Source organism: Nonomuraea aurantiaca (genome assembly GCF_020215705.1).
GTDB classification, from domain to species: domain Bacteria; phylum Actinomycetota; class Actinomycetes; order Streptosporangiales; family Streptosporangiaceae; genus Nonomuraea; species Nonomuraea aurantiaca.
In genome coordinates this window covers 16,000-35,055 of record NZ_JAIWNB010000014.1, presented here as the reverse complement: position 1 = coordinate 35,055, position 19,056 = coordinate 16,000, and the positions used below count along the sequence as shown (strand labels likewise).

The window sequence follows — 19,056 nt, the reverse complement described above, 5'->3', positions numbered from 1 at the left end:
ACCGCAAGCGCGATCCGCGCGCAGACGCAAGGGGAAACATGTGGACTTCCTGATCTTTCTGCTCTTGTTCGTCGTGTTGTGCGGGTGGCTCGACAACTGGGCCACCCGCGCCGCCAAGCCGGCCCCCAAGGAAGGACGTTAAATGTTCGTCGGACATTTCGGTCTGGCCGCCGCGGTCAAGGCCGGCGAGCCGCGCGTCCCGCTGTGGTCGCTCATGCTCGCCACGCAGTTCCTCGACGTCATCTTCGTGGTGCTGTACCTGGCGGGCGGGATCGAGTCCTTCCAGGCCGTCGCCCCGGGTACCTACGGAGAGGCGCTGATCAACGCGCAGTACACCCACTCGCTGCTGGGCGCCTTACTGCTATCGGCGCTGTACGGCGGCCTCGGTGCCCGGCGGTGGGGCCGCAAGACCGGTTGGCTGCTGGGCGCGATGGTGTTCAGCCACTGGCTGCTCGACCTGCTGGTCCACCGCGCCGACCTGCCGCTGCTGCCCGGTAACGCCGGCGGCCTGCCGCTGCTCGGCCTCGGACTGTGGCAGGTCCCCTGGGCCACGGCCGTCATCGAAGGGGTCCTCCTGGTGGTCGGCGCCGTCCTGTACTTCCGCTCGGTACGGCAGCGCGCACCTGTCACCTGGCGCGCGATGGTCTCCGGCGGCGTGATGGCGGCGCTGTTGGTCCTGGGCCTCGCCGTCGATGTCCTCAGCTGAGACCGCCCATGTCCTCTTTCGCGAAGGGTGCTGACATGTTCGTGGACGTGCCGGGCGGGCGGCTGGCCTACGACTCCGCCGGCGAGGGGCCGCTGGTGGTGTGCGTGCCCGGCCTCGGAGACATCCGGGAGGTCTACCGGTTCCTGCGTCCCACGCTGGTGGAAGCGGGGTACCGGGTGGTGACCATGGACCTGCGCGGCCACGGGGAGTCGTCGGCGGGATGGGACGACTACTCGCAGTCCGCCGTGGGCGGCGACATCGTGGCCCTGCTGGAGGAACTGGACGCGCCCGGCGCCGTCCTGCTCGGCAACTCCTACGCCGGAGGCGGCATCGTCCGCGCCGCCGCCGAGGCCCCCGAGCGGGTGGCCGGCATCGTCCCGATCGACGGGTTCATCAGAGCCATCCCGCTCAACGTCGCCGTTCGCGCGCTCGTCCGGGCCATCGGCTTCTCCCCCCGGTTGTGGAAGGTCTACTACGGCGTGGCGCACCCCACCGCCAAGCCCACCGACCTGGACGGGCACCGCGCCAAGCTGGTTGCCATGCTGCGCGACCCGCGGCGGCGCGAGGCGATGCGCCGCATGCTCCTCAACCGGGCGCCGGAGGCCGAGCAGGTCCTCACCCAGGTCCGCTGCCCGGCCCTGGTCCTCATGGGCGTCAAGGACCCCGACTTCCCTGACCCGGCGGCGGAGGCGCGGACCCAGGCGTCACTGCTGCGGGGGCAGGCCGTGTTGATCGACGACGCGGGCCACTATCCCATGTCGGAGTTCCCCGAGCGTACGGCCGAAGCCCTGCTGCCGTTCCTCAAGAACGTCTTCTGACCCCATCGGGCTTCCCGTAGTTCGGTGGACGGCCGATCCCGCGCGCTGATCCGGGAAGCGGCTTTCAGGCGGTGCCCACGATGCGGTTCTCCCAGGCCCAGACGGCGATCTCGACTCGGTTGCGCATCTGGAGTTTGGCCTGGACGGCGGTGACGTGACCTTTGACCGTGCTCACCGAGATGAACAGCTCGGTGGCGATCTCCTGGTTGGTGCGGCCCGCGGCGATGGCTCGGACGACGTCGGTCTCTCGCTGGGACAGAGGCGGGGCGGCTCCACCGGTGGCCGGTGCGCCGGAGGCGGAGAGGTGGCGCAGGAGCCGCAGAGTGATCGACGGGGAGATCAGCGCGTCTCCGGCGTTCGCGGCACGGACGGCCTCGACGAGCAGGGTGGGGCCGGCGTCTTTCAGGATGAAGCCGGCCGTTCCACCGCGTAGCGCGCCGTAGACGTACTCGTCCAGGTCGAAGGTGGTGACCACGATCACCCGCAGCGGGTCGGGCACGCGGGGGCCGGCCAGCTCGCGGGTGACCTCGATGCCGTCCATGCGGGGCATCTGGATGTCCACCAGGCACACGTCCGGGCGCAGTCTCCGGGCCAGGGCGACCGCCTCGGCGCCGTCGGCGGCCTCGCCGACCACGCTGATGTCGGGCTGGTCTTCCAGGATGATGCGCAGGCTGGCACGGATCATCGCCTGGTCGTCGGCCAGCAGGACCCGAATGGTCATCGGCGCCTGCTCACGGAAGCGGGTGTGGAGATGGGCAGGGTGGCGAGTACGGACCAGCCGGCTCCCTGGCGCGGCCCGACGCTCAGCGTGCCACCGAGGGCCTCGACGCGTTCGCGCATCCCGATCAGGCCGTACCCGCCCCGGTGGGGGTAGTGGGCCGCGCCCGGCGGGGCATCGTCGACGACCTGCACTCTGACGGCGTCCCGGTCTCGGGCGACGCTGACCGTGACGTGGCGGGCGTTCGGGGCGTGGCGGGAGATGTTGGTCAGCGACTCCTGCACGATCCGGTAGAGGGTACGGGCTACTTCGGACGGCCACCCGGACTCCCCGTCGGGCAAGCTCAAACGCACCACGAGGCCGTGGCCGTCGAACCGCTTGACGAGCTCGCCGAGCTGCTCGGCGCCGGGCGTGGCGGCGGACGCGCCGGCGGCGCCTAGCGTGGGGCCGGATGCGGCGGAGTACGTGTCGTCGGTGTTGGCGACTGCGTCGGCGTTGGCGTCGCGTAGGAGGCCGACCACGCGACGGGTCGCGGCCAGCGCGTCGGATCCGGCGGCCTCGATGTCGGCCAGGGAGCCTTCCGCCGTGTGCGGCTGTTTGCGGGCCAGGAGTTGCCCGGCCTGGGCCTGGAGCACGATGGAGGTGATGTGGTCGGCGACGACGTCGTGCAGCTCGCGGGCCAGCTCCAGGCGCTCGTTGCGGCGTACCCGCTCGGTGATGGCCCGGCGCCGCGCGGCCAGCAACCGCGGCCCCAGCCCGGCAACCAGCCCGGCCACCCACGCCACGCCGTTCAGCACCGCCACCACCGAGCCGGTGGAGAAGACGAACGCGGCCAACAGCCCACCGGCGACCACCACGCCCCCGCCGGCCGCGACGGCGCCCGCCGACCAGGCAGGGAGCACTCTGACCCCAGATCCGACCAGCACCGACAGGCCCAACGCCATGGCGGGCCCCGGCTCACTCGGCAGCCCGGCCAGCCGGGCGACCACGATGGCGACCGCCGCGACGGCCAGGCCTGCGATGGCCACCCACAACCGGCCGCGCCGGCGCACCAGAGCCAGCCCGCACACCACCGCCCCCGCCCCGCAGCCGAACTGCCAGTAGGCGCCACCCCAACTGTCGGCGATCCGGTACGCCTGGAAGGCGAGCGCCGCCGCGAACACGACACCGAGCCCGGCATCGAGCGCGAACCCGACCCACCCGCGACGATTCACACCGCTCAGGCTAGGAGACGACCACCCCACACCGAACCAGCCGAAAGTACCGTCAAGCACCGCGTAACCCTGCTTTCGCCCGATGCTCGGCACCGGAGCGGGCCCGCAGGATGAGCCTCATGCCACATCAAGATCCCTATCCGGCGCCGAGGCCCATGGACCCGACCGACTCTGACGGCCGCCGTGCACGCCGATCACCTGCGGATGGGCGCCCGGCTCCATCCGATGGCCGGGCGATGACCTCCTCCAGCCGGCCACGTATCGGTGCGCTCGACGTCATCCGCGGATTCGCGCTGTGCGGGATCCTGCTGGCCAACGTCCAGCCGATAGCCAGCCTCGGCGGCCCCGTCGTCACCGATGGGTCCCCGGCACCCGGGGATGTGTGGCTGGGGCTGCTCGTCGAGCAGCGTTTCTTCCCGATCTTCTCCCTGCTGTTCGGCGTCGGATTCTCCCTGCTGCTGGAGTCCGCCGCGGGCCGTACCGCTCACCCGCGGGTGCTCCTGCTGCGCCGGCTGCTGGTGCTGCTCGCGCTCGGTCTGGTGCACCATTTCCTCCTCTGGCAGGGCGACATCCTGACCATCTACGCCATCGTCGGCCTGGTCGTACTGCTCCCCTCGACCTGGCTCCCGCGCTGGGCGGTGGCCGGCCTGTCCGCCGCGCTCCTCGCGGTCTCGCCGATCCTCGGAAGCGGCTTCTTCGGCCTGGTCCCCGGGCTGTTCCTGCTGGGCTCGACACTGACCCGGTACGGAGTGATCGCCCGGATCGAGCAGTCCACCCGGGTGCCCGTCGTTTTGGGCTCGGCCCTGGCGGTGATGGCGGCGCCCATCCTGTGGTGGCAGGCCGGGCTACGGTCCGACGACCCCGGCTTCGGCCTCGCGATGGGCGTGGGCGGCCTGCTGGTCGCCGGTTTCTACATATGCGCCCTGCTGGTCCTGCTCCGGACGCCGCTCCGACCGGCGCTGCAGGCCATCTACGCGCCACTGGGCCGGATGGCACTGACCAACTACCTGACCGCCACGATCCTCGTTCTGGCCGTCCAACGCGTCATCGGCGGCCCACCGGACAACTGGTCCTTGACGATGGTGGTCGGGATCGCCGCTGCCATTCTCTGCATCCAATGGGTGTGGTCCACCCTGTGGTTGCGCCGATACCGCTTCGGCCCCCTGGAATGGCTGTGGCGCTGGGCCACCTGGGGCCACCGCCCACTCCTGCGCCACACTCCCTGAGTGGGTCCTAGAAGTGGGTGGCGATACCGAATGCCTCGCGCAGCCGGGCCATGTCATGGAGGTCACGGTCGCGGGGCCGGTATCCCTGATGGAAGGCGACCTGCTGGGCGGCCGACAGGCAGCCCACCCGGACGTTCTCGATCATGCCGGTGGTGAAGGCGTCCGCGGGATAGACGAAGACGCCTCCATGGTCGTCGGCATGCTGGACGGCTGAGCCGTCCGGGTCGAACCGCAGCGGATGAAGATCCAGCTCGTGACCATGACGATCCTTCATGACGAAGCGAACAGGCCGCCCCGGCCAGGCATCGGACTGCTCGGCGAACCCGGCGGCCGCCAGCGTCTCGATCAGCAGCGGCTCCTGCTCGACGCGGTGCAACAGGTCAAGGTCGCCATGTTCACGGGTGACCTTGCCGACCAGGGCGTCGATGCCCCATCCACCGGCCACCCATACCTGGCATCCTGCCTGACGTAGCAGCGCCAACACCCGCAGCATCACACTCGTCGCCATCATGAGGGCATTCTGTCCGCCCACTCCGAACATGTCGCCCAAGAGACTGCGCACATAGCCGGGCAGGTAGCCGTCGTGGGCCCGTCCCGCATAATTCGCAGACCATCATGCTGATGGCGATTTGATTCGTGAGAATTCTCCGAGAAATGGGACGTCCACGAGCTCGGCATCGTCTACAAACTGCTGCCCTCGAAGAGGGAGGTGCAGGCGGCTCTTGAGAGGGCCCGCCAGGAAGCCGAACGGGCCCGCCAGGAAGCCGAGCGGGTCATGCAGCTCGAGGAGTCCGAGGAAGACAGCGAGGAGTCCTCCGACAGCGTCTTTCAGAAGCGACCGAGCAAGCGCAAGATTTCCGGTTCGTCCGGTGGTTCGGTCAAGAAGAAGCAGAAGTGAGCCTGTCGGCCGGGTAGCAGGTGAGGATCAGCAGAAGGTGAAGGCCCCGCCTCGGGACCACGGCGGGGCCTTCACGTTCGGGCGGGTTACAGCCCGGTCACTCTGAACCTGAGGTTGTATTCGTAGTAGCTGTCATGGGTGCCGGAGATGATGCCCCCGACGATGACGGACTGGCCGGTGGAGAGCCCCGCGCAGGTGGAGCCGTACACGATGTACGTGCCGAGGTTGAAACCGGACTTGACGATCGGCGGCTGGACCTCGCGCAGGTTGAAGGCCAACGACGAGGTGCTGCTGAGGTTGACGCTCGCGTAGTCGAAGTCCACCGGGTCGGCGTCGCTGCCGGCGTTCATGTTGACCCAGCTGCTGGGGAAGATCCTCGATCCGACCTCGAGCCTGAGCTCGTCCTTGCCGTCGTTCTCGTCCACGGCGGACGCGTCGAGATCGTAGAACTCGACCGAGCAGGACACGGCCGAGGTGGTCGCGCCGGCGGTCGGGGCCGCGGCTACCACTGCCGGGACGGTCAGTCCCACGGCCAGGGCGAGTGCGGGGATCAGCTTCTGAGAGCGCATGCTGCTTCTCCTTTGGGAGGATCGTGGTGAGGATCGCGTCTCGCGGCGAAACGTGGCATCAGAGTGGGGCAGGCAGCGTGAGCACATCGTTAGAGCGCTGGTCAGTGGCATAGAGCACGTTCCGTGCGCGCCTTTTTCCGCAGTCGCGCGGCGGGGACGCGCCTACCCTCCTGTGGCTATGGGAGACTCGCTGACCCTGCTGCTGCTCGGCCCGCCCGAGCTGGCCGTCGGAGGGCGGCCGGTGGGCATCAGCTCCGCCAAGACCCGCGCCCTGCTCTGCTACCTCGCCACCACGCCGGGCCCGCGTCCGCGCTCCGAGCTGGCCGCGCTGCTGTGGGGCGAGCGGCCGGACGCCAACGCCCGCGGCAGTCTGCGCCTGGCGCTGTCGGAGCTGCGCAAGGAGGTGGGCGGGTGGCTGGACATCACCCGCGACCACGTACGGTTCCGCCCCGGCGGCTGCTACGTGGACCACGGGCGCCTGGCCGAGACGGCGACCGTGGCGGAGGCGCTGCGGTTGTGGCGGGGCGACTTCATGGACGGGGTGTGGTTCTGCGACGCCCCGGCCTTCGGCGGGTGGCTGGAGTCGGAGCGCGGGCGGGCCCGGCTGCTGCTGCGCGAGCTGCTGCTGCGCTCCGGCTCCGCGCCACCGGCCGATCTCGTACCGCTGGCACGCCTGGTGGCCGGGCTGGACCCGTACGACGAGGAGGCGCACCGGCTGCTGATGGCCGCCCTGGCCGCGGTGGGCAACCGGGCGGGTGCCCTGGCCTGCTTCGACGACCTGCGGCGGCGGCTGGCCGACGACCTGGGCGTCGAGCCCGCGCCGGAGACCGCGGCGGCCAGGCGGCGCCTGCTCACCGAGCGGACGGCCGTCCGGCGCGCGACCCTGCCGGTGCCCGGCACGGAGCTGTTCGGCCGGGAGGCGGAGCTGAGGCGGCTGCGTACGCTGCTGGCCGCCGAACGTCTGGTCACCCTGCTGGGCCCGGGCGGCGTCGGCAAGACCCGCCTGGCCATCGCCGCCGCCTCGGGGTCGGCCCGTTTCGTCTCCTTCGCCGGGGTACGCCCGGAGGCGGCCGTCACCACGCTCGCCCGCCGCCTCGGTGTGGACCTCACGCCGCAGCGCCCCGCCCTGGATCTGCTCCTGGCGGCGCTGGCCCGGCAGGAGGTCTTCCTGGTGCTGGACAACCTCGAGCACCTGCCCGCCTTCGACGCGGTCATCGGGCGCATCCTGTGTACGGCCCCGGGCGTGCGGGTCCTGGCGACGAGCAGGCGGCGGCTCGACCTGCCCGGTCAGGTGACGTTCGAGGTGACGGGCCTGCCGGGACCGGCGGCCGAGGCCCTGTTCGCGGCCAGGGCGACGCGGGCGCAACCGGCGTTCGACGCCGACCGGAACGCCGCCGCCGTGGCCGCGATCTGCGCCGCCACAGATGGTCTTCCGCTGGCCATCGAGCTGGCGGCCGGGCTGCTGCGGGCCGTGCCGCCTGCCGAGCTGGGCCGCCGCCTCGGTGTGGACCCCGGCCTGCTGTCGGCCGCGGGACCGGCGGCCCGGTCGCGGCACGCCTGCATGCGTATGGTGTTCGAGACCTCCTGGCGGCTCCTCGACCCGGCCGAGCAGAAGGCGCTGGCGGCGCTGGCGGTGTTCGGCGGCGGCTGCACGCTGCCCGCGGCGCTGGAGGTGGCCAGGACCGCGCCGCACGTTCTGGTCCGCCTGGTCGACCAGAGCATGATCGAGCTCACCCCGGCCGGACGGTACGCCATCCACCCGCTCATCCAGCAGTTCGCCGCCGAGCAGCTGTCGCCGGGCGAGCGGCGGGCGGCGCGGGAGCGGCACGCCGCGTACTTCTCGCGCCTGCTCGACCGGCACGCCGCCGCCCTGCAGGATGCCTCGGACGCGGAGGTGACCCGCGTACTGGGGGCGGAGATGGACAACATCCGGCTGGCCTGGGCGGTGTCCGGGGAGCCCGGGTTCCTGGACAACTACTGGGTGTTGTGCCTGCGGCTGCGGCTGTACGAGGAGTCGGGGGCCGTCGTGCGTCGGCATCTCGCCCGTACGCCCGAGGCTCCCCGCCTGCGGGCGCGGTGGTTGCGGATGGCGTGCGTGAGTGAGCATCAGCTTGCCCGGGAGCGGGAGGCGTACCGGCTGGTCAGGGCGGCACTCGACACAGTGGGCAGGCCGCTGCCGGCCTCCCGGCCCGGCCTGGTCGCCGCCATCCTGACGGCCGCCGCGCGCCAGGTCCTCCATCGGGTCCTGCCGGTGCCCCGGTCCGAGCGGGACGCCGAGGTGGCGCAGGCGCTGACGTTCCTGGCGCGGCTGGCCTACCACCGGCAGGACGTACCTACGATGCTGGCGGTCTCGTTGCGCCAGCTCAACGCCGCCGACCGCACCTCCGCCCCGGACCTGCGCGCGGAGGCGTACGCGAACTTCGCCACCATCGCCCGCGTCGCCGGCCGCCACCGCCTGGCCGACCGCTACGGCGCGCTCGCCGACCGGGCCCTGACCGGCATCGCGCATCCCACGGAGCCCGCGAGCCGCGCCCGCCTGGCCCGGGGCCTGGACCAGCTCTCGGCCGGGGAGTTCGAGGCCGCCCGGGGGTCGTTCGCCGAGTGCCGGGCCAGGACGCTGGACCCGCGGGTGGCCGAGAACTGCGCGGGCATGCTCGCGGAGACGGCGCTCTGGCAGGGTGACTTCGAGCAGGCCGCGAACCTGTACGCCGCCACGGCGGAACAGGCGGCCAGCCGGGTCGGCGGCGACATCGGCCGCCACTGGTGCCTGACAGGCCAGGCCGAGGCCCTGCTGCGGGTCGAGGGGACCAGCCCCGATCGTGTCGCCGGGGTGCTGGTGGCGGCCCGCGCCTCGACCGAGCGCCGCCGCGCCCACGAGCAGCGCCTCGGCCTGAGGGACGGCGTGGTCATGCCGGTGATCCAGGAGCTGCGCCTGCTCACGGTCTCAGCCCGTCTGCTCACGGCCTCGGCGTGCTTGCTCACTACCTCGGCGTGCTGCCAGATCGCGGGCGACCCACGGGAGGCGCTCGCGGCCCGTCTGATCGCGGATGACCCGCGAGAGGCGCTCGCACCGCGTCTGATCGTGGATGACCCGCAGGACGCGCTGGCTCGGGCGCTGGAGCTGGCCGCTCGCCTGCCGAAGGCCCAGCGCGGCATGCTGGAGTGCTGGTCGGGGCTGGCCGAGCTGCTCTGCCACATGCCCCCGGACCCCGCGACCGCCCGGAGGCTCCACCGGCACCTGGCCGAGTACCAGGCCCGCCATCCGGGAGCCGCCGCCCGCATCGGCTGGGCCCGCGCGCTCGTCCTGGCCGCCGCGGGCCAATGGCGGGCGGCGGCGAAGGCCGCCGAGCAGGCGGTACGGGCGGCCGAACGCCTGTCGGCACCCTACGACCTGCGCCGCGCCCAGGAGGTGGCCGCCCGGCTCGGCGGCTCGGCTGCGGGGCCGCACTGAAGCGGTCCGCCCGGACCCGCGGAGTCAGCGGTCGGCGGCCTCTGCCTTGAGCTCCTCCCAGGGGGTGGCCATTCGGCTCGCACCGGCCAGACGCGGCACTCGACGCGCTCGACAGTCTTTTATCTAGCTGTACCATTTTATCTTTGCAGATAAAAAAGCAGTCACGCGACAGCGTCACCAACGCCACACGCCGGGCGCAGATCGTCCGCGCGGCCATCGAGACCATCGCCGAGCTCGGCTATGGCAGGGCCACCTTCGCCACGATCACCGAGCGCGCCGGCCTCAGCAGCCCCCGCATGATCTCCTACCACTTCGCGGGCAAGCAGGACCTCATCCGGCAGATCGTCGAAGACGTCTACCACACGGGAGCTGCCCTCATCCTGGAGCGGGTCAAGGCCCAGACCACCGCCTCCGGACGACTGCGGGCCTACCTGGAGTCGAACCTGGAGTTCCTCTGGCAGCACCCCACCGACCTGGCCGCGCTGACCGAGATCGGACCCCATCTGCGCGATCAGGCCGGTGAGCCGTACTCCACCGCCGGTTACCAGGAGCCGAGCGTCCAGGGGCTGGTCATGCTGCTGGAGGAGGGACAGCGCGGCGGCGAGTTCGGCGACTTCGATGCCCGATCGATGGCCGTGATGATCCGCGCGGTCATCGACGCGGCGGCCCCCCGGATGCGCGGCGAACACCCGTTCGACTTCGACATCTACCGCAGCACCGTCGTCGACACCTTCGTCCGGGCCGTACAACAGGCTGCACAGCGGACTTCGGAGGAGCGGTGAGCGGGGTGCACCGCGGCCTGGTAACCGTCGCGGCCCTGGAGCTCGCCGGCCCGCTTGCGATCTTCTACGGGCTCAGGGCGGTTACAAGGTCGCTGGACCGTTGAAAAACGGATAGATCGACGACGCGACATCGTCAGTGAATACCGGGACGTCGTAACCTAGCTTTGGCGTCCAAATGGCACACCGGGATGCGGGTCATCGTGCGCCGCGAGCGCCCGCGCCCGGAGCACAGCTGTCCCTGTTCGAGGAGCGCGACGGCTGGCGTCACCAAGCGATCGTCACCAACACCAAGACCGGCCGGCCAGCCTTCCTCGACTGTTCTGGTGATCGACTGGTCATGGCTTAGGCGATGACCAGGTGGCCTGAGATACGGCTGCACCCATCAAACCCGCAGAAGGGTGACCTGGCGGCCGGACGGTGTGGTCGCCTGCTCGAATCCGCCTCGTTCCTTCCAGGGTGGGGCTTCGGGGCGCCGGTCGAAGATCACCAGTACGCCGGTGGTGAGGGTGAGGCGGTCCAGATACCGGTCGAGCTGGGCGAGGCCGTCGGGCTTAGGGTCGTCTCCGTTCGCGCGCCAGACTTTCAGCTCCATGGCTTCCCGTTGCACCAGTCGTTCGCCTTCGGGGCCGGTGTAGGGCCAGCGGACCAGCACGTCCAGGCGTTTGGTACCTGCGGCGTATTCGCGGTCGAGCTGGCCTCCGCCGTTGACGAGGCGGTGCAGGAAGGCCATGAGGATGATCTGGCAGGCGGCCTCGTGGTAGCCCTCTTGTTGGATGAGGACTTCGCCGTGCTGGCGCCAGAACACGACGAACTCCTCAAGGAGGCGCGGCAGGTCGAAACGGCCGTCCGGCAGCACGAAGCTGCGAGGGTCGGCCGTCACGTACTGTGCCGCGGGGTCACCCAGGACCCGCAGGATGACCTCCCGATAGATCGGGTTCGCCACCTTCAGCGGAGGTTTCTGCTTGACCAGGCCCAGATCGGTGACGTAGGACAGGTCGTCGGAGAAGGTGGAGCCGAGGTTGGGGAAGGTCCCGGCCAGCACAGGCTCCATCACCCGCTTGACCCGCGGCTCGTGCAGCCGGGCCACGAGCGTGTCCAGATGGGTGGCGCGCGCTCGGATCAGCCGCTCCTTGGCGTCTTCCACTTGGGCGGTGGTGATGGTGCCGGTCACCTTCATCTCAATGATGACTTCGTTGGCGAGGGCGTTGACCAGCCACGGTTGTCCCTGGGTCAGCTCGAAGACCCGGTCCACCGCGTCCTTGGTGAACTCCTGGCCGGTCGCCCGGGTGTGCTGGTCGTACAGCTCGGCGATCTCGTCGGTGGTGAAGTCGCCCAGGCGCAGCGACTTGGCGACGATGTTGAACGGGCTGGCCGGGTTGGACCGGCCGGGTTCGCCGCCCGAGGCGACCTTGTAGTCCCGCAGGTCGCGCAACCCGCACAGCACCACGGAGACGGGGAACGGATAGTTCTCTGGCCGTGCATTGTGACCGTCGCGCAGCTGGCTGAGGATGCTGACCAGGCTGTTGCCCTGCAGGGCGTCGATTTCATCCATGAACAGCACTATTCGGCGCGGGCAGTGGCGGCACCACTCGCTCAGCGCCTCAACGAACCGGCTTCCCGGTGTGGGTTGCGGCCATGGGTCCGGTGGCAGGAGCGCGGCGGGCCAGCCCGACCGCTTCGCAGCCGCGCGGAGGGAGTCCAGCAGAAGTGATTCCGCGAGGGCGAAGTCGTCACCGGCCGATTTGGCGCGCTCGCAGGAGAACATCAGAGCCGCGATGTCGCCCTCGGCGGTCAGCTCGGAGGCCAGGGTGCGCAGCGCGGTCGTCTTGCCGGTCTGCCGGGGCGCGTGCAGCACGAAATAGCGATCCATCTCGATGAGCTCGCGTGCCTCGGGGAGCCGTAGCGTGGGGGGCAGCATGTAATGGCCTCGCGGGTCGCACGGGCCGGTGATGTTGAAGTATCTCGCTCGGGGTGGCCGCATGGTCACAGTCTGCCATCGGCTTGTCACTCGTGTCCGGCCATTCGGAGCCATGTGAGTGGGTCGGACGGTGATGTGCTCCAGGTGGCAGATGAGCACGTCGATCGGGGATGATGGCGCGCGAATGCAGCCCCTGTTCGTGATCGACTGGCGTAGACAACCAACGATCATCGAGGGTCGCGTTCGTCACTCACACCCCTGGGATGCCCTCGGCCCGCGGCCCCGTCGAGCCCGCAGTGTCCCATCCCCTGAGAACGTTTCGGCTCTGGACCCGGCTAAGGGGCGGTAGCCCAGGCGAAGCGGCTTGGGAGGGCGCCCGAGCGAAGCGAGGACCATGCTTTTGTGGGGGTGTGGGGGGCGCTGAGCCCCCCACTTAACACAGTCTGAGCCCCATCGCGCGAAGCGCCCAACAAGGCGAAGGCCATGCTTGTCTATAGCCAGCCGGGTTTCACCAGGCCGGATTCGTAGGCGATGACGACGAGTTGGGCGCGGTCGCGGGCGTGGAGTTTCATCATGGCTCGGCTGACATGTGTCTTCGCCGTGGCGGGGGACATGAAGAGGTCCGCGGCGATCTCGTCGTTCGTCTTGCCGGTGCCCACCAGTGACAGGACCTCGCGTTCGCGGTCCGTCAGTTGGTCCAGGTGGTGGTTGGCGGCCGAGGGTTCCTTGGCGCGGGTGGCGTACTCGGCGATCAGGCGGCGGGTGACGCTGGGGGACAGGAGGGCTTCGCCGGCCGCGACCACGCGGACCGCCTGGATGAGCTCCGCCGGCTCCGTGTCCTTGACGAGGAAGCCGCTGGCGCCGCCGCGCAGGGCCTCGAAGACGTACTCGTCCAGTTCGAACGTGGTCAGGATGATGACGCGCGGGCCCGGTGGCATCTGGCGGGTGGCGGCCAGGCCGTCGGTGCCGGGCATGCGGATGTCCATGAGCACCACGTCCGGCTCGTGCTCGCGTGACAGACGCACCGCCTCGGCGCCGTCGGCGGCCTCCGCGACCACCGTCATGTCGGGCTGGGCGTCGAGCAGGGCCTTGAAGCCCGCCCGGACGAGAGCCTGGTCGTCGGCCAGTACGAGCTTGATCATGAGGTCTCCTCGGGGAGGGGCAGTGCGGCCTCGACCTGGAAGCCGTTGCCCACCGGGCCGGCGGTCAGGGTGCCGCCGAGGGCTGAGGCGCGTTCGCGCATGCCGGGGATGCCGTTGCCGCTGCCTTCCTCGGTCAGTACGGCCGGCGTCGTCGCGCCGGTGTCCGTGACCAGGATGCGCAGCGCGCCTGTGCCGTACTCGAGCCGGACCGTCACCCGGGAGCCGGGCGCGTGGCGGGCGGCGTTCGTGAGGGCTTCCTGGATGATCCGGTACGCGGCCCGTTCGAGCTGCGGCGGCAGCGGCCGGGAGCCGACGCGTTTGAGTGTCACGTTCAGGCCGGAGCGCGACACGAGTTCGTCGAGGCGGTCGAGCCCGGCCGTGGGGGAGCGGGGGGCGCCTTCGCGCAGGACGTTGAGGACTGACCGCATCTCGCCGAGAACCTCCTTGGAGGCCGACTTGATGGTGGTCAGGGCGGTACGGGCCTGCTCGGGCTGATCGTCCATGAGATGCAGGGCGGTCGACGCCTGGACGTGGATCAGCGAGATGTTGTGCGCCAGCACGTCGTGCAGTTCCTGCGCCATCGTCAGCCGCTCCTCGCTGGCCTGGCGCCTCGACTCCTCCTCGACGACCCGTTGGTGCTCGGCGCGCCGCTCCCTGCGGATCCTGACCAGCTCGGCGATCACCATGAACAGCAGGATGAACGCGGTGATCGCCAGCGTGTGGAAGATCCAAAGGGTCTGGTTGGCCCCCAAAGAGGCATAAATCAGGAAAACGGCGAGCGTGACCCCCGAGAGGATCCACGCGACCAGCCGCCGCCCGCTGACGACGAGCGACCCGAGCATGTACACCGGCGCCAGGAAAACCGGCCCATACGGATAGCCAACCACCACATACGCATATGTCGCCAAAAGCGTGACGATGGTCGAAAGAACGGGAAATTTCCGGCGGGCCACGATCGCCACCGGCCCCACCAGCAGCAACACGTACGCCAGCGAATCCAGCGGCGCCCTGAACTCCCGCTGCCCCCAGGCCGCCCCCTGCGACAGCACCACCTGGATCACCGCGACGACCAAAGCGACGTAGACGTCGTTTCCCGGCTTCTTTCGCACCCCCCAACGCTAGGCCACCCGCTTGACCTGCGCATCATCCTCGCGCCGCAGGGGGCCCTACCACGATGGGCGTACCTGGGCCATCGTGGACACATGCGCCGAGTGATCGTTCCTGCAGCAGCAGCAATTCTCATCTCGCTGGCCTCCACCCCAGCGCTGGCCGCCCCTTCCACATCGCAGCAGAAGGCCCCCGTCGCCGAGGGGTACGGCGGTGCGGTCGCCACGGTGGACTTCGACGCCAGCAAGGCCGCCATCGCCGTACTCAAGCAGGGCGGCAACGCCATAGACGCCGCCGTCGCCGCCGGTGCGGTGCTCGGCGTGACCGAGCCCTACTCCGCGGGCCTGGCCGGGGGCGGCTTCATGGTCTACTACGACGCCCGCAGCCGCCGGGTGGTCACGCTGGACGGCCGCGAGACCGCCCCGCGGGCCATGACCGCCACCACGCTGGAGGGCATCCCGTTCGACGAGGGCGTCACCAGCGGCTTGTCGGCCGGCATCCCCGGCACGCTCGCGCAGTGGGAGGTGGCCCTGCGGAAGTACGGCACGCTCTCGCTCAAGCAGGCGCTCCAGCCCGCCATCGAGGTGGCGTCCAAGGGCTTCGTCGTCGACCAGACCTTCCACGACCAGACCGCCGCGAACGCCGACCGCTTCAAGGACATCACCTCCACCGCCAAGCTCTACCTCCCGAACGGCGCCCCGCCGCCCGTCGGGTCCGTCTTCAAGAACCCCGAACTCGCCGCCACCTACCGCGAGCTGGGAAAACGCGGAATCGGCTGGCTGTACGACGGGCAGCTCGGCAGGGAGATCGTCGCCACGGTCAAGCAGCCGCCCGTCACCCCAGGCGCCACCCGCAACGTACGGCCGGGCCTGATGGAGCTGTCCGACCTGCGCGCCTACCGGGTGCTCCAGCGCGACCCCACGCGCGTGGACTACAACGGCATGCAGGTGTACGGCATGGCGCCCCCCTCCTCCGGCGGCTCGACCGTCGGCGAGGCGCTCAACATCCTGGAGTCCCTGCCGAGCGCGGGCCTGCACGAATATCTGGAGGCCTCCCGCCTGGCCTTCGCCGACCGCAACAAGTACGTCGGCGACATCCCGAACGTGCCGCTCAAGGAGCTGCTGTCCGACGGCTTCGCCAAGGAACGCGCCTGCCTGATCGGCGACAAGGCGATGCCCAACCCCGCTCCCCCCGGCAACCCCGATGGCAGCTATGAGGCGTGCGCCACCCCGGCGGGCACGGCCACGGCGACCACCGACGAAGGCCCCGAGACGACCCACATGACCATCACCGACCGGTGGGGCAACGTGGTCGCCTACAACCTGACGATCGAGTCGACCGGCGGCAACGGCATCGTGGTCCCGGGGCGCGGCGTGCTGCTCAACAACGAGCTCACGGACTTCACCTTCGGCCCCGCCCCCGGCGACCCGAACCTGCCCGCCCCCGGCAAGCGCCCGCGCTCGTCGATGGCGCCGACCCTGGTGTTCGCCCACGGCCGGCCGGTGCTGGCGGCCGGCTCGCCGGGCGGCTCGACGATCATCACGACCGTGCTGCAGATCCTGGTCAACCGGTACGAGCTGGGCATGAGCCTGCCCGAGGCGGTCGCCGCGCCACGGGCCACGCAACGCAACACCGAGCAGACGCTGGCCGAGCAGGCCTTCCTCGACAGGTACCGGGCCGAGCTGGAGGCGCGCGGGCACAAGCTCGCGCTGACCACGGAGATCGGCGCGGCCACCGCGCTGGAGTTCCTGGGCCGGGGCAAGGTGCAGGCGGTCGCCGAGCCGGTCCGGCGGGGCGGCGGCAGCGCCCTGGTGGTGCGACCCGGCTAGAGGATCAGTAGATCAGTTCGTACGCGCCGGGCTTCATCTTCCGGGTACGCGCCCAGTACTCGAAGGTGAAGCCCGGCCAGAGCGTCCGGTTCACCCCGTGCTCGTCCAGGTACCAGGACCGGCAGCCGCCCGCGTTCCACACCAGCGGGTCGAGCCGTTCCCGCAGCCGCCGGTTGAACGCCCGCTGCCGTCCCGGCTTGACGTCGATGGCCCTGGCCTGGGTCTTGGAGAGCAGCCGCAGGCAGTCCATCACGTAGCGGACCTGCGACTCGATCATGAACACGACCGAGTTGTGGCCGAGGCCGGTGTTCGGCCCGAGGAGGAAGAACAGGTTCGGGAACCCGGCGGTGCAGATGCCGTAGTAGGTCTCGATGCCGTCCTGCCAGGCGTCCTGGATCTTCAGCCCGTCGCGGCCCACGATCCGCTGCCGCTGGAGCGCCTCGGTCACCTTGAACCCGGTGCCGTAGACGATCACGTCCACCTCGTGCTCGACCCCGGCGGCGTCGACGATCGAGTGCTCCCTGATCTCGGCGATGCCGTCGGTGACCAGCGAGACGTTCGGCCGGGTCAGCGCCGGATAGTAGTCGCTGGACAGCAGGATGCGCTTGCAGCCGATCGTGTAGTCGGGCGTCAGCCGCTCGCGCAGGTCCGGGTCGGGGATCTGGCTCTTCAGGTGCTTGAGCGCCAGTTTCTCGGACGCCTTCATCAGCTTCGGGTCGACGGTGAAGCCCAGCGCCCTGGTCTCCAGCAGCCAGTAGATGGCGTTGCGGACCGTCCTGGCGGCGCCCGGCAGCCGCATGAGCCGCTGCGTCCGGGGCGAGAAGCCGAAGTCCGGCTTGGGATGGATCCAGGGCGGTGTGCGCTGGAACACGGTGAGCCGCGCCGCGCGTTCCGCGATCCGCGGCACGAACTGGATGGCCGAGGCCCCGGTGCCGATGACCGCGACGCGCTTGCCGGTCAGATCGACCGAGTGGTCCCACTCGGCGGAGTGGAAGGCCGCCCCCGCAAATACCTCGCGTCCCGAAATTTCGGGAAATGACGGGATGTGTAGGGCGCCGATGCCCGACACCACGGCATTCGTCCGCAGGGTCTCGCCGTCGTCCGTGGTCACCGCCCACCGGCGGTCGAGGTCGTCGTACTCCAGCGCGACGACCCGCTTGCCGTACCGGAAATGCGGGGTGATGCCGTGCTTCTCGCCGCACGCCCGCAGGTAGTCCCAGATCTCCTCCTGCGGGGAGAACATCCGTGACCAGCCGGGATTGAGGTCGAACGAGTAGGAGTACATGGGCGACGGCACGTCGCACGCGCAGCCGGGATAGGTGTTGTCGCGCCAGGTGCCGCCCAGGTCGGCGGCCTTCTCCAGGATGACGAAGTCGTGGTAGCCGGCGGCCTTGAGCTTGATGGCCATGCCGATCCCGGCGAAGCCCGAACCGATGATCACTATTCCTGGCTCGTCCACCGCTCCTCCGCATTATTAGACGATGCGTCCAATGTAATGAGAGGTGTCCAGGCTCGTCCAGGGTGACCCATATCACACCGACCAGTCGGTATGTTACCCGCCCTCAGGGCGCACGAAAAGCGCCGAGAGCGGGTTGCCGTCGGCGCTGAGGTGCGCGGGATCAGCGCAGGAGCAGGAAGGCCGCGACGCCGATGATCACGACGACGGCGATCACCGCGACGATCGGCAGAAGGGGGGACTTCTTGCTCGGCGCCTCCTGCTCGGACCGCTGCGCGAACGCGCGGAACTGCTGAGTGTTGCCGGCAGGGTCGATATGCTGGTCAGACATGCCCAGCAGCTTAGCGTGATCGTCTGGTGCGTCTGCGGTTTTTAGTGTGATCTGTGGACATGGGCTGATTAGGGGACCGGCCTGGTGGCCGGATAGCTTTGAAGCATGCTCCGGACCCTGTTCTCCCCACGCGTGGTGGGGTTGCACCTGCTGACGATCGGGGTCCTCGTCGCGTTCATCCTGCTCGGGCGCTGGCAACTCGGCGTGTTCCAGGATTCCGGCAAGCCGCACGCGGTCACCGATCCCGCCGCCGTCGGCGTCGCCACGCTGTCCCAGGTGGGCGCGCAGCTGATCGGGCCCGCCGTGGGCCGCAAGGTCTCGGCGGAGGGTGTCTACGACGCGCCGCGCCAGTTGCTCGTGGCCGACCGACCGGCCGACGTCGACGCGCCCGGCGGCAACGTCTCGCGCGACGAGGGCTACTGGGTCCTCACGCCGCTCCGGCTCGACGACGGCACGCTGGTGCCGGTCGTCCGCGGCTGGGTGGCCAAGGCCGGCGACCCGGCGGCGGCCGTGCCCGGTGGCAGGGTCGCGGTGACCGGCCGGCTGCGCCCGTCGCAGGGCACCGACAGCGTGCAGCGGCGCACCGAGGGGTTGCCCGCGGGGCAGGTGCAGACGGTGTCCACCGGTGAGCTGATCAACCTGTGGAGCGGGCAGAAGGTGCGCAACGGCTATGTCGTCGCCCAGCCCGCCTCGGGGCCGCTGACGCAGGTGAAGGTCCGGCCGCCGGTCGTCGGCGGGGAGTTGACTTGGCGTAATCTCGCTTATGCCGCCAACTGGTGGATCTTCGCCGGGTTCGCCGTGTTCATGTGGTTCCACTTCGTACGCGATGCTGTGCGAGCGGATCGTGATCGGGACAGTGGCAAGTCCCCTGAGATGGTTCTGGAAGGTTAA

The 19,056-nt window shown here is 70.1% G+C and carries 17 protein-coding genes; 8 read left to right on the top strand and 9 right to left on the bottom strand.

The window, feature by feature from the left end:
- Window positions 1-142: 142 nt before the first annotated feature.
- Both LDL49_RS29810 and LDL49_RS29805 read left to right on the top strand, forming a co-directional pair.
- A complete protein-coding gene (locus LDL49_RS29810; RefSeq protein ID WP_225295704.1) occupies window positions 143-706 on the top strand; it encodes a permease in 564 nt (187 codons plus the stop codon).
- Window positions 707-741: 35 nt separating this feature from the next.
- The gene (locus LDL49_RS29805) at window positions 742-1,524 is read left to right on the top strand and encodes an alpha/beta fold hydrolase (protein ID WP_225295702.1); all 783 of its coding nucleotides are present in this window, start codon (window positions 742-744) and stop codon (window positions 1,522-1,524) included.
- 64 nt (window positions 1,525-1,588) lie between these two features.
- On the opposite strand, the gene LDL49_RS29800 is transcribed toward LDL49_RS29805, so the two are convergent.
- Together LDL49_RS29800 and LDL49_RS29795 are read right to left on the bottom strand one after the other, a co-directional pair.
- A complete protein-coding gene (locus LDL49_RS29800; RefSeq protein WP_225295700.1) occupies window positions 1,589-2,245 on the bottom strand; it encodes a response regulator in 657 nt (218 codons plus the stop codon).
- Window positions 2,242-3,456: a sensor histidine kinase gene (locus LDL49_RS29795; protein ID WP_225295698.1), complete on the bottom strand. Its 1,215-nt coding sequence runs from the start codon at window positions 3,454-3,456 to the stop codon at window positions 2,242-2,244. The genes LDL49_RS29800 and LDL49_RS29795 overlap by 4 nt, the downstream gene beginning before the upstream one ends.
- 236 nt (window positions 3,457-3,692) lie before the next feature.
- On the opposite strand from LDL49_RS29795, the gene LDL49_RS29790 reads away from it, so the two are divergent.
- Entirely contained in the window at window positions 3,693-4,682 is a 990-nt protein-coding gene (locus LDL49_RS29790; RefSeq protein WP_225295696.1) for a DUF418 domain-containing protein, read from the top strand.
- A 7-nt stretch (window positions 4,683-4,689) separates the two neighbouring features.
- Here LDL49_RS29790 and LDL49_RS29785 read toward each other — a convergent pair whose 3' ends face one another.
- Window positions 4,690-5,193 (bottom strand): nucleotidyltransferase domain-containing protein, encoded by a 504-nt coding sequence (locus tag LDL49_RS29785; RefSeq protein ID WP_225295694.1) that lies wholly within the window; start codon window positions 5,191-5,193, stop codon window positions 4,690-4,692.
- Window positions 5,194-5,391: 198 nt separating this feature from the next.
- Here LDL49_RS29785 and LDL49_RS29780 point away from each other — a divergent pair, with 198 nt between their 5' ends.
- Complete coding sequence (locus LDL49_RS29780; protein ID WP_225295692.1) at window positions 5,392-5,580, top strand: hypothetical protein; 189 nt, start codon at window positions 5,392-5,394, stop codon at window positions 5,578-5,580.
- Window positions 5,581-5,666: 86 nt separating this feature from the next.
- Here the strand turns inward: LDL49_RS29780 and LDL49_RS29775 are convergent, their stop codons facing one another.
- Window positions 5,667-6,149: a hypothetical protein gene (locus tag LDL49_RS29775; protein ID WP_225295690.1), complete on the bottom strand. Its 483-nt coding sequence runs from the start codon at window positions 6,147-6,149 to the stop codon at window positions 5,667-5,669.
- A 178-nt stretch (window positions 6,150-6,327) separates the two neighbouring features.
- Between LDL49_RS29775 and LDL49_RS29770 the strand changes: the two genes are divergently transcribed.
- Together LDL49_RS29770 and LDL49_RS29765 are read left to right on the top strand one after the other, a co-directional pair.
- Window positions 6,328-9,600, top strand: coding sequence for an ATP-binding protein (locus LDL49_RS29770; RefSeq protein ID WP_225295688.1), 3,273 nt, complete (start codon window positions 6,328-6,330; stop codon window positions 9,598-9,600).
- A gap of 143 nt (window positions 9,601-9,743) precedes the next feature.
- Entirely contained in the window at window positions 9,744-10,382 is a 639-nt protein-coding gene (locus LDL49_RS29765; protein ID WP_225295685.1) for a TetR/AcrR family transcriptional regulator, read from the top strand.
- A gap of 382 nt (window positions 10,383-10,764) precedes the next feature.
- Here the strand turns inward: LDL49_RS29765 and LDL49_RS29760 are convergent, their stop codons facing one another.
- The 3 genes from LDL49_RS29760 to LDL49_RS29750 form a co-directional block, all read right to left on the bottom strand.
- Complete coding sequence (locus tag LDL49_RS29760; protein ID WP_225295683.1) at window positions 10,765-12,363, bottom strand: ATP-binding protein; 1,599 nt, start codon at window positions 12,361-12,363, stop codon at window positions 10,765-10,767.
- Between the two features lie 428 nt (window positions 12,364-12,791).
- Window positions 12,792-13,442, bottom strand: coding sequence for a response regulator transcription factor (locus tag LDL49_RS29755; protein WP_225295681.1), 651 nt, complete (start codon window positions 13,440-13,442; stop codon window positions 12,792-12,794).
- Window positions 13,439-14,551 carry a sensor histidine kinase gene (locus LDL49_RS29750; RefSeq protein ID WP_225295679.1) on the bottom strand — a complete coding sequence of 371 codons (1,113 nt, stop codon included), beginning with the start codon at window positions 14,549-14,551 and terminating at the stop codon, window positions 13,439-13,441. Before LDL49_RS29750 ends, LDL49_RS29755 begins: the two co-directional genes overlap by 4 nt.
- A 93-nt stretch (window positions 14,552-14,644) precedes the next feature.
- Between LDL49_RS29750 and ggt the strand changes: the two genes are divergently transcribed.
- Window positions 14,645-16,378 carry a gamma-glutamyltransferase gene (gene ggt, locus LDL49_RS29745; protein ID WP_225295677.1) on the top strand — a complete coding sequence of 578 codons (1,734 nt, stop codon included), beginning with the start codon at window positions 14,645-14,647 and terminating at the stop codon, window positions 16,376-16,378.
- Between the two features lie 4 nt (window positions 16,379-16,382).
- On the opposite strand, the gene LDL49_RS29740 is transcribed toward ggt, so the two are convergent.
- Both LDL49_RS29740 and LDL49_RS29735 read right to left on the bottom strand, forming a co-directional pair.
- Complete coding sequence (locus tag LDL49_RS29740) at window positions 16,383-17,837, bottom strand: flavin-containing monooxygenase (RefSeq protein ID WP_225295675.1); 1,455 nt, start codon at window positions 17,835-17,837, stop codon at window positions 16,383-16,385.
- Window positions 17,838-17,997: 160 nt separating this feature from the next.
- Window positions 17,998-18,165, bottom strand: coding sequence for a hypothetical protein (locus tag LDL49_RS29735; RefSeq protein ID WP_225295673.1), 168 nt, complete (start codon window positions 18,163-18,165; stop codon window positions 17,998-18,000).
- 105 nt (window positions 18,166-18,270) lie between these two features.
- Here LDL49_RS29735 and LDL49_RS29730 point away from each other — a divergent pair, with 105 nt between their 5' ends.
- The gene (locus tag LDL49_RS29730) at window positions 18,271-19,056 is read left to right on the top strand and encodes an SURF1 family protein (protein ID WP_225295670.1); all 786 of its coding nucleotides are present in this window, start codon (window positions 18,271-18,273) and stop codon (window positions 19,054-19,056) included.

What these genes read in the sequence shown, in the direction of transcription:
- LDL49_RS29790 (WP_225295696.1), top strand. Translation starts at nt 3,693, where the DNA reads ATGACCTCCTCCAGCCGGCCACGTATCGGTGCGCTCGACGTCATCCGC.
- LDL49_RS29785 (WP_225295694.1), bottom strand. Translation starts at nt 5,193, where the DNA reads ATGATGGCGACGAGTGTGATGCTGCGGGTGTTGGCGCTGCTACGTCAG.
- ggt (WP_225295677.1), top strand. Translation starts at nt 14,645, where the DNA reads ATGCGCCGAGTGATCGTTCCTGCAGCAGCAGCAATTCTCATCTCGCTG.
- LDL49_RS29805 (WP_225295702.1), top strand. Translation starts at nt 742, where the DNA reads ATGTTCGTGGACGTGCCGGGCGGGCGGCTGGCCTACGACTCCGCCGGC.
- LDL49_RS29735 (WP_225295673.1), bottom strand. Translation starts at nt 18,165, where the DNA reads ATGTCTGACCAGCATATCGACCCTGCCGGCAACACTCAGCAGTTCCGC.
- LDL49_RS29730 (WP_225295670.1), top strand. Translation starts at nt 18,271, where the DNA reads ATGCTCCGGACCCTGTTCTCCCCACGCGTGGTGGGGTTGCACCTGCTG.
- LDL49_RS29770 (WP_225295688.1), top strand. Translation starts at nt 6,328, where the DNA reads ATGGGAGACTCGCTGACCCTGCTGCTGCTCGGCCCGCCCGAGCTGGCC.
- LDL49_RS29810 (WP_225295704.1), top strand. Translation starts at nt 143, where the DNA reads ATGTTCGTCGGACATTTCGGTCTGGCCGCCGCGGTCAAGGCCGGCGAG.
- LDL49_RS29775 (WP_225295690.1), bottom strand. Translation starts at nt 6,149, where the DNA reads ATGCGCTCTCAGAAGCTGATCCCCGCACTCGCCCTGGCCGTGGGACTG.
- LDL49_RS29800 (WP_225295700.1), bottom strand. Translation starts at nt 2,245, where the DNA reads ATGACCATTCGGGTCCTGCTGGCCGACGACCAGGCGATGATCCGTGCC.
- LDL49_RS29760 (WP_225295683.1), bottom strand. Translation starts at nt 12,363, where the DNA reads ATGCGGCCACCCCGAGCGAGATACTTCAACATCACCGGCCCGTGCGAC.
- LDL49_RS29755 (WP_225295681.1), bottom strand. Translation starts at nt 13,442, where the DNA reads ATGATCAAGCTCGTACTGGCCGACGACCAGGCTCTCGTCCGGGCGGGC.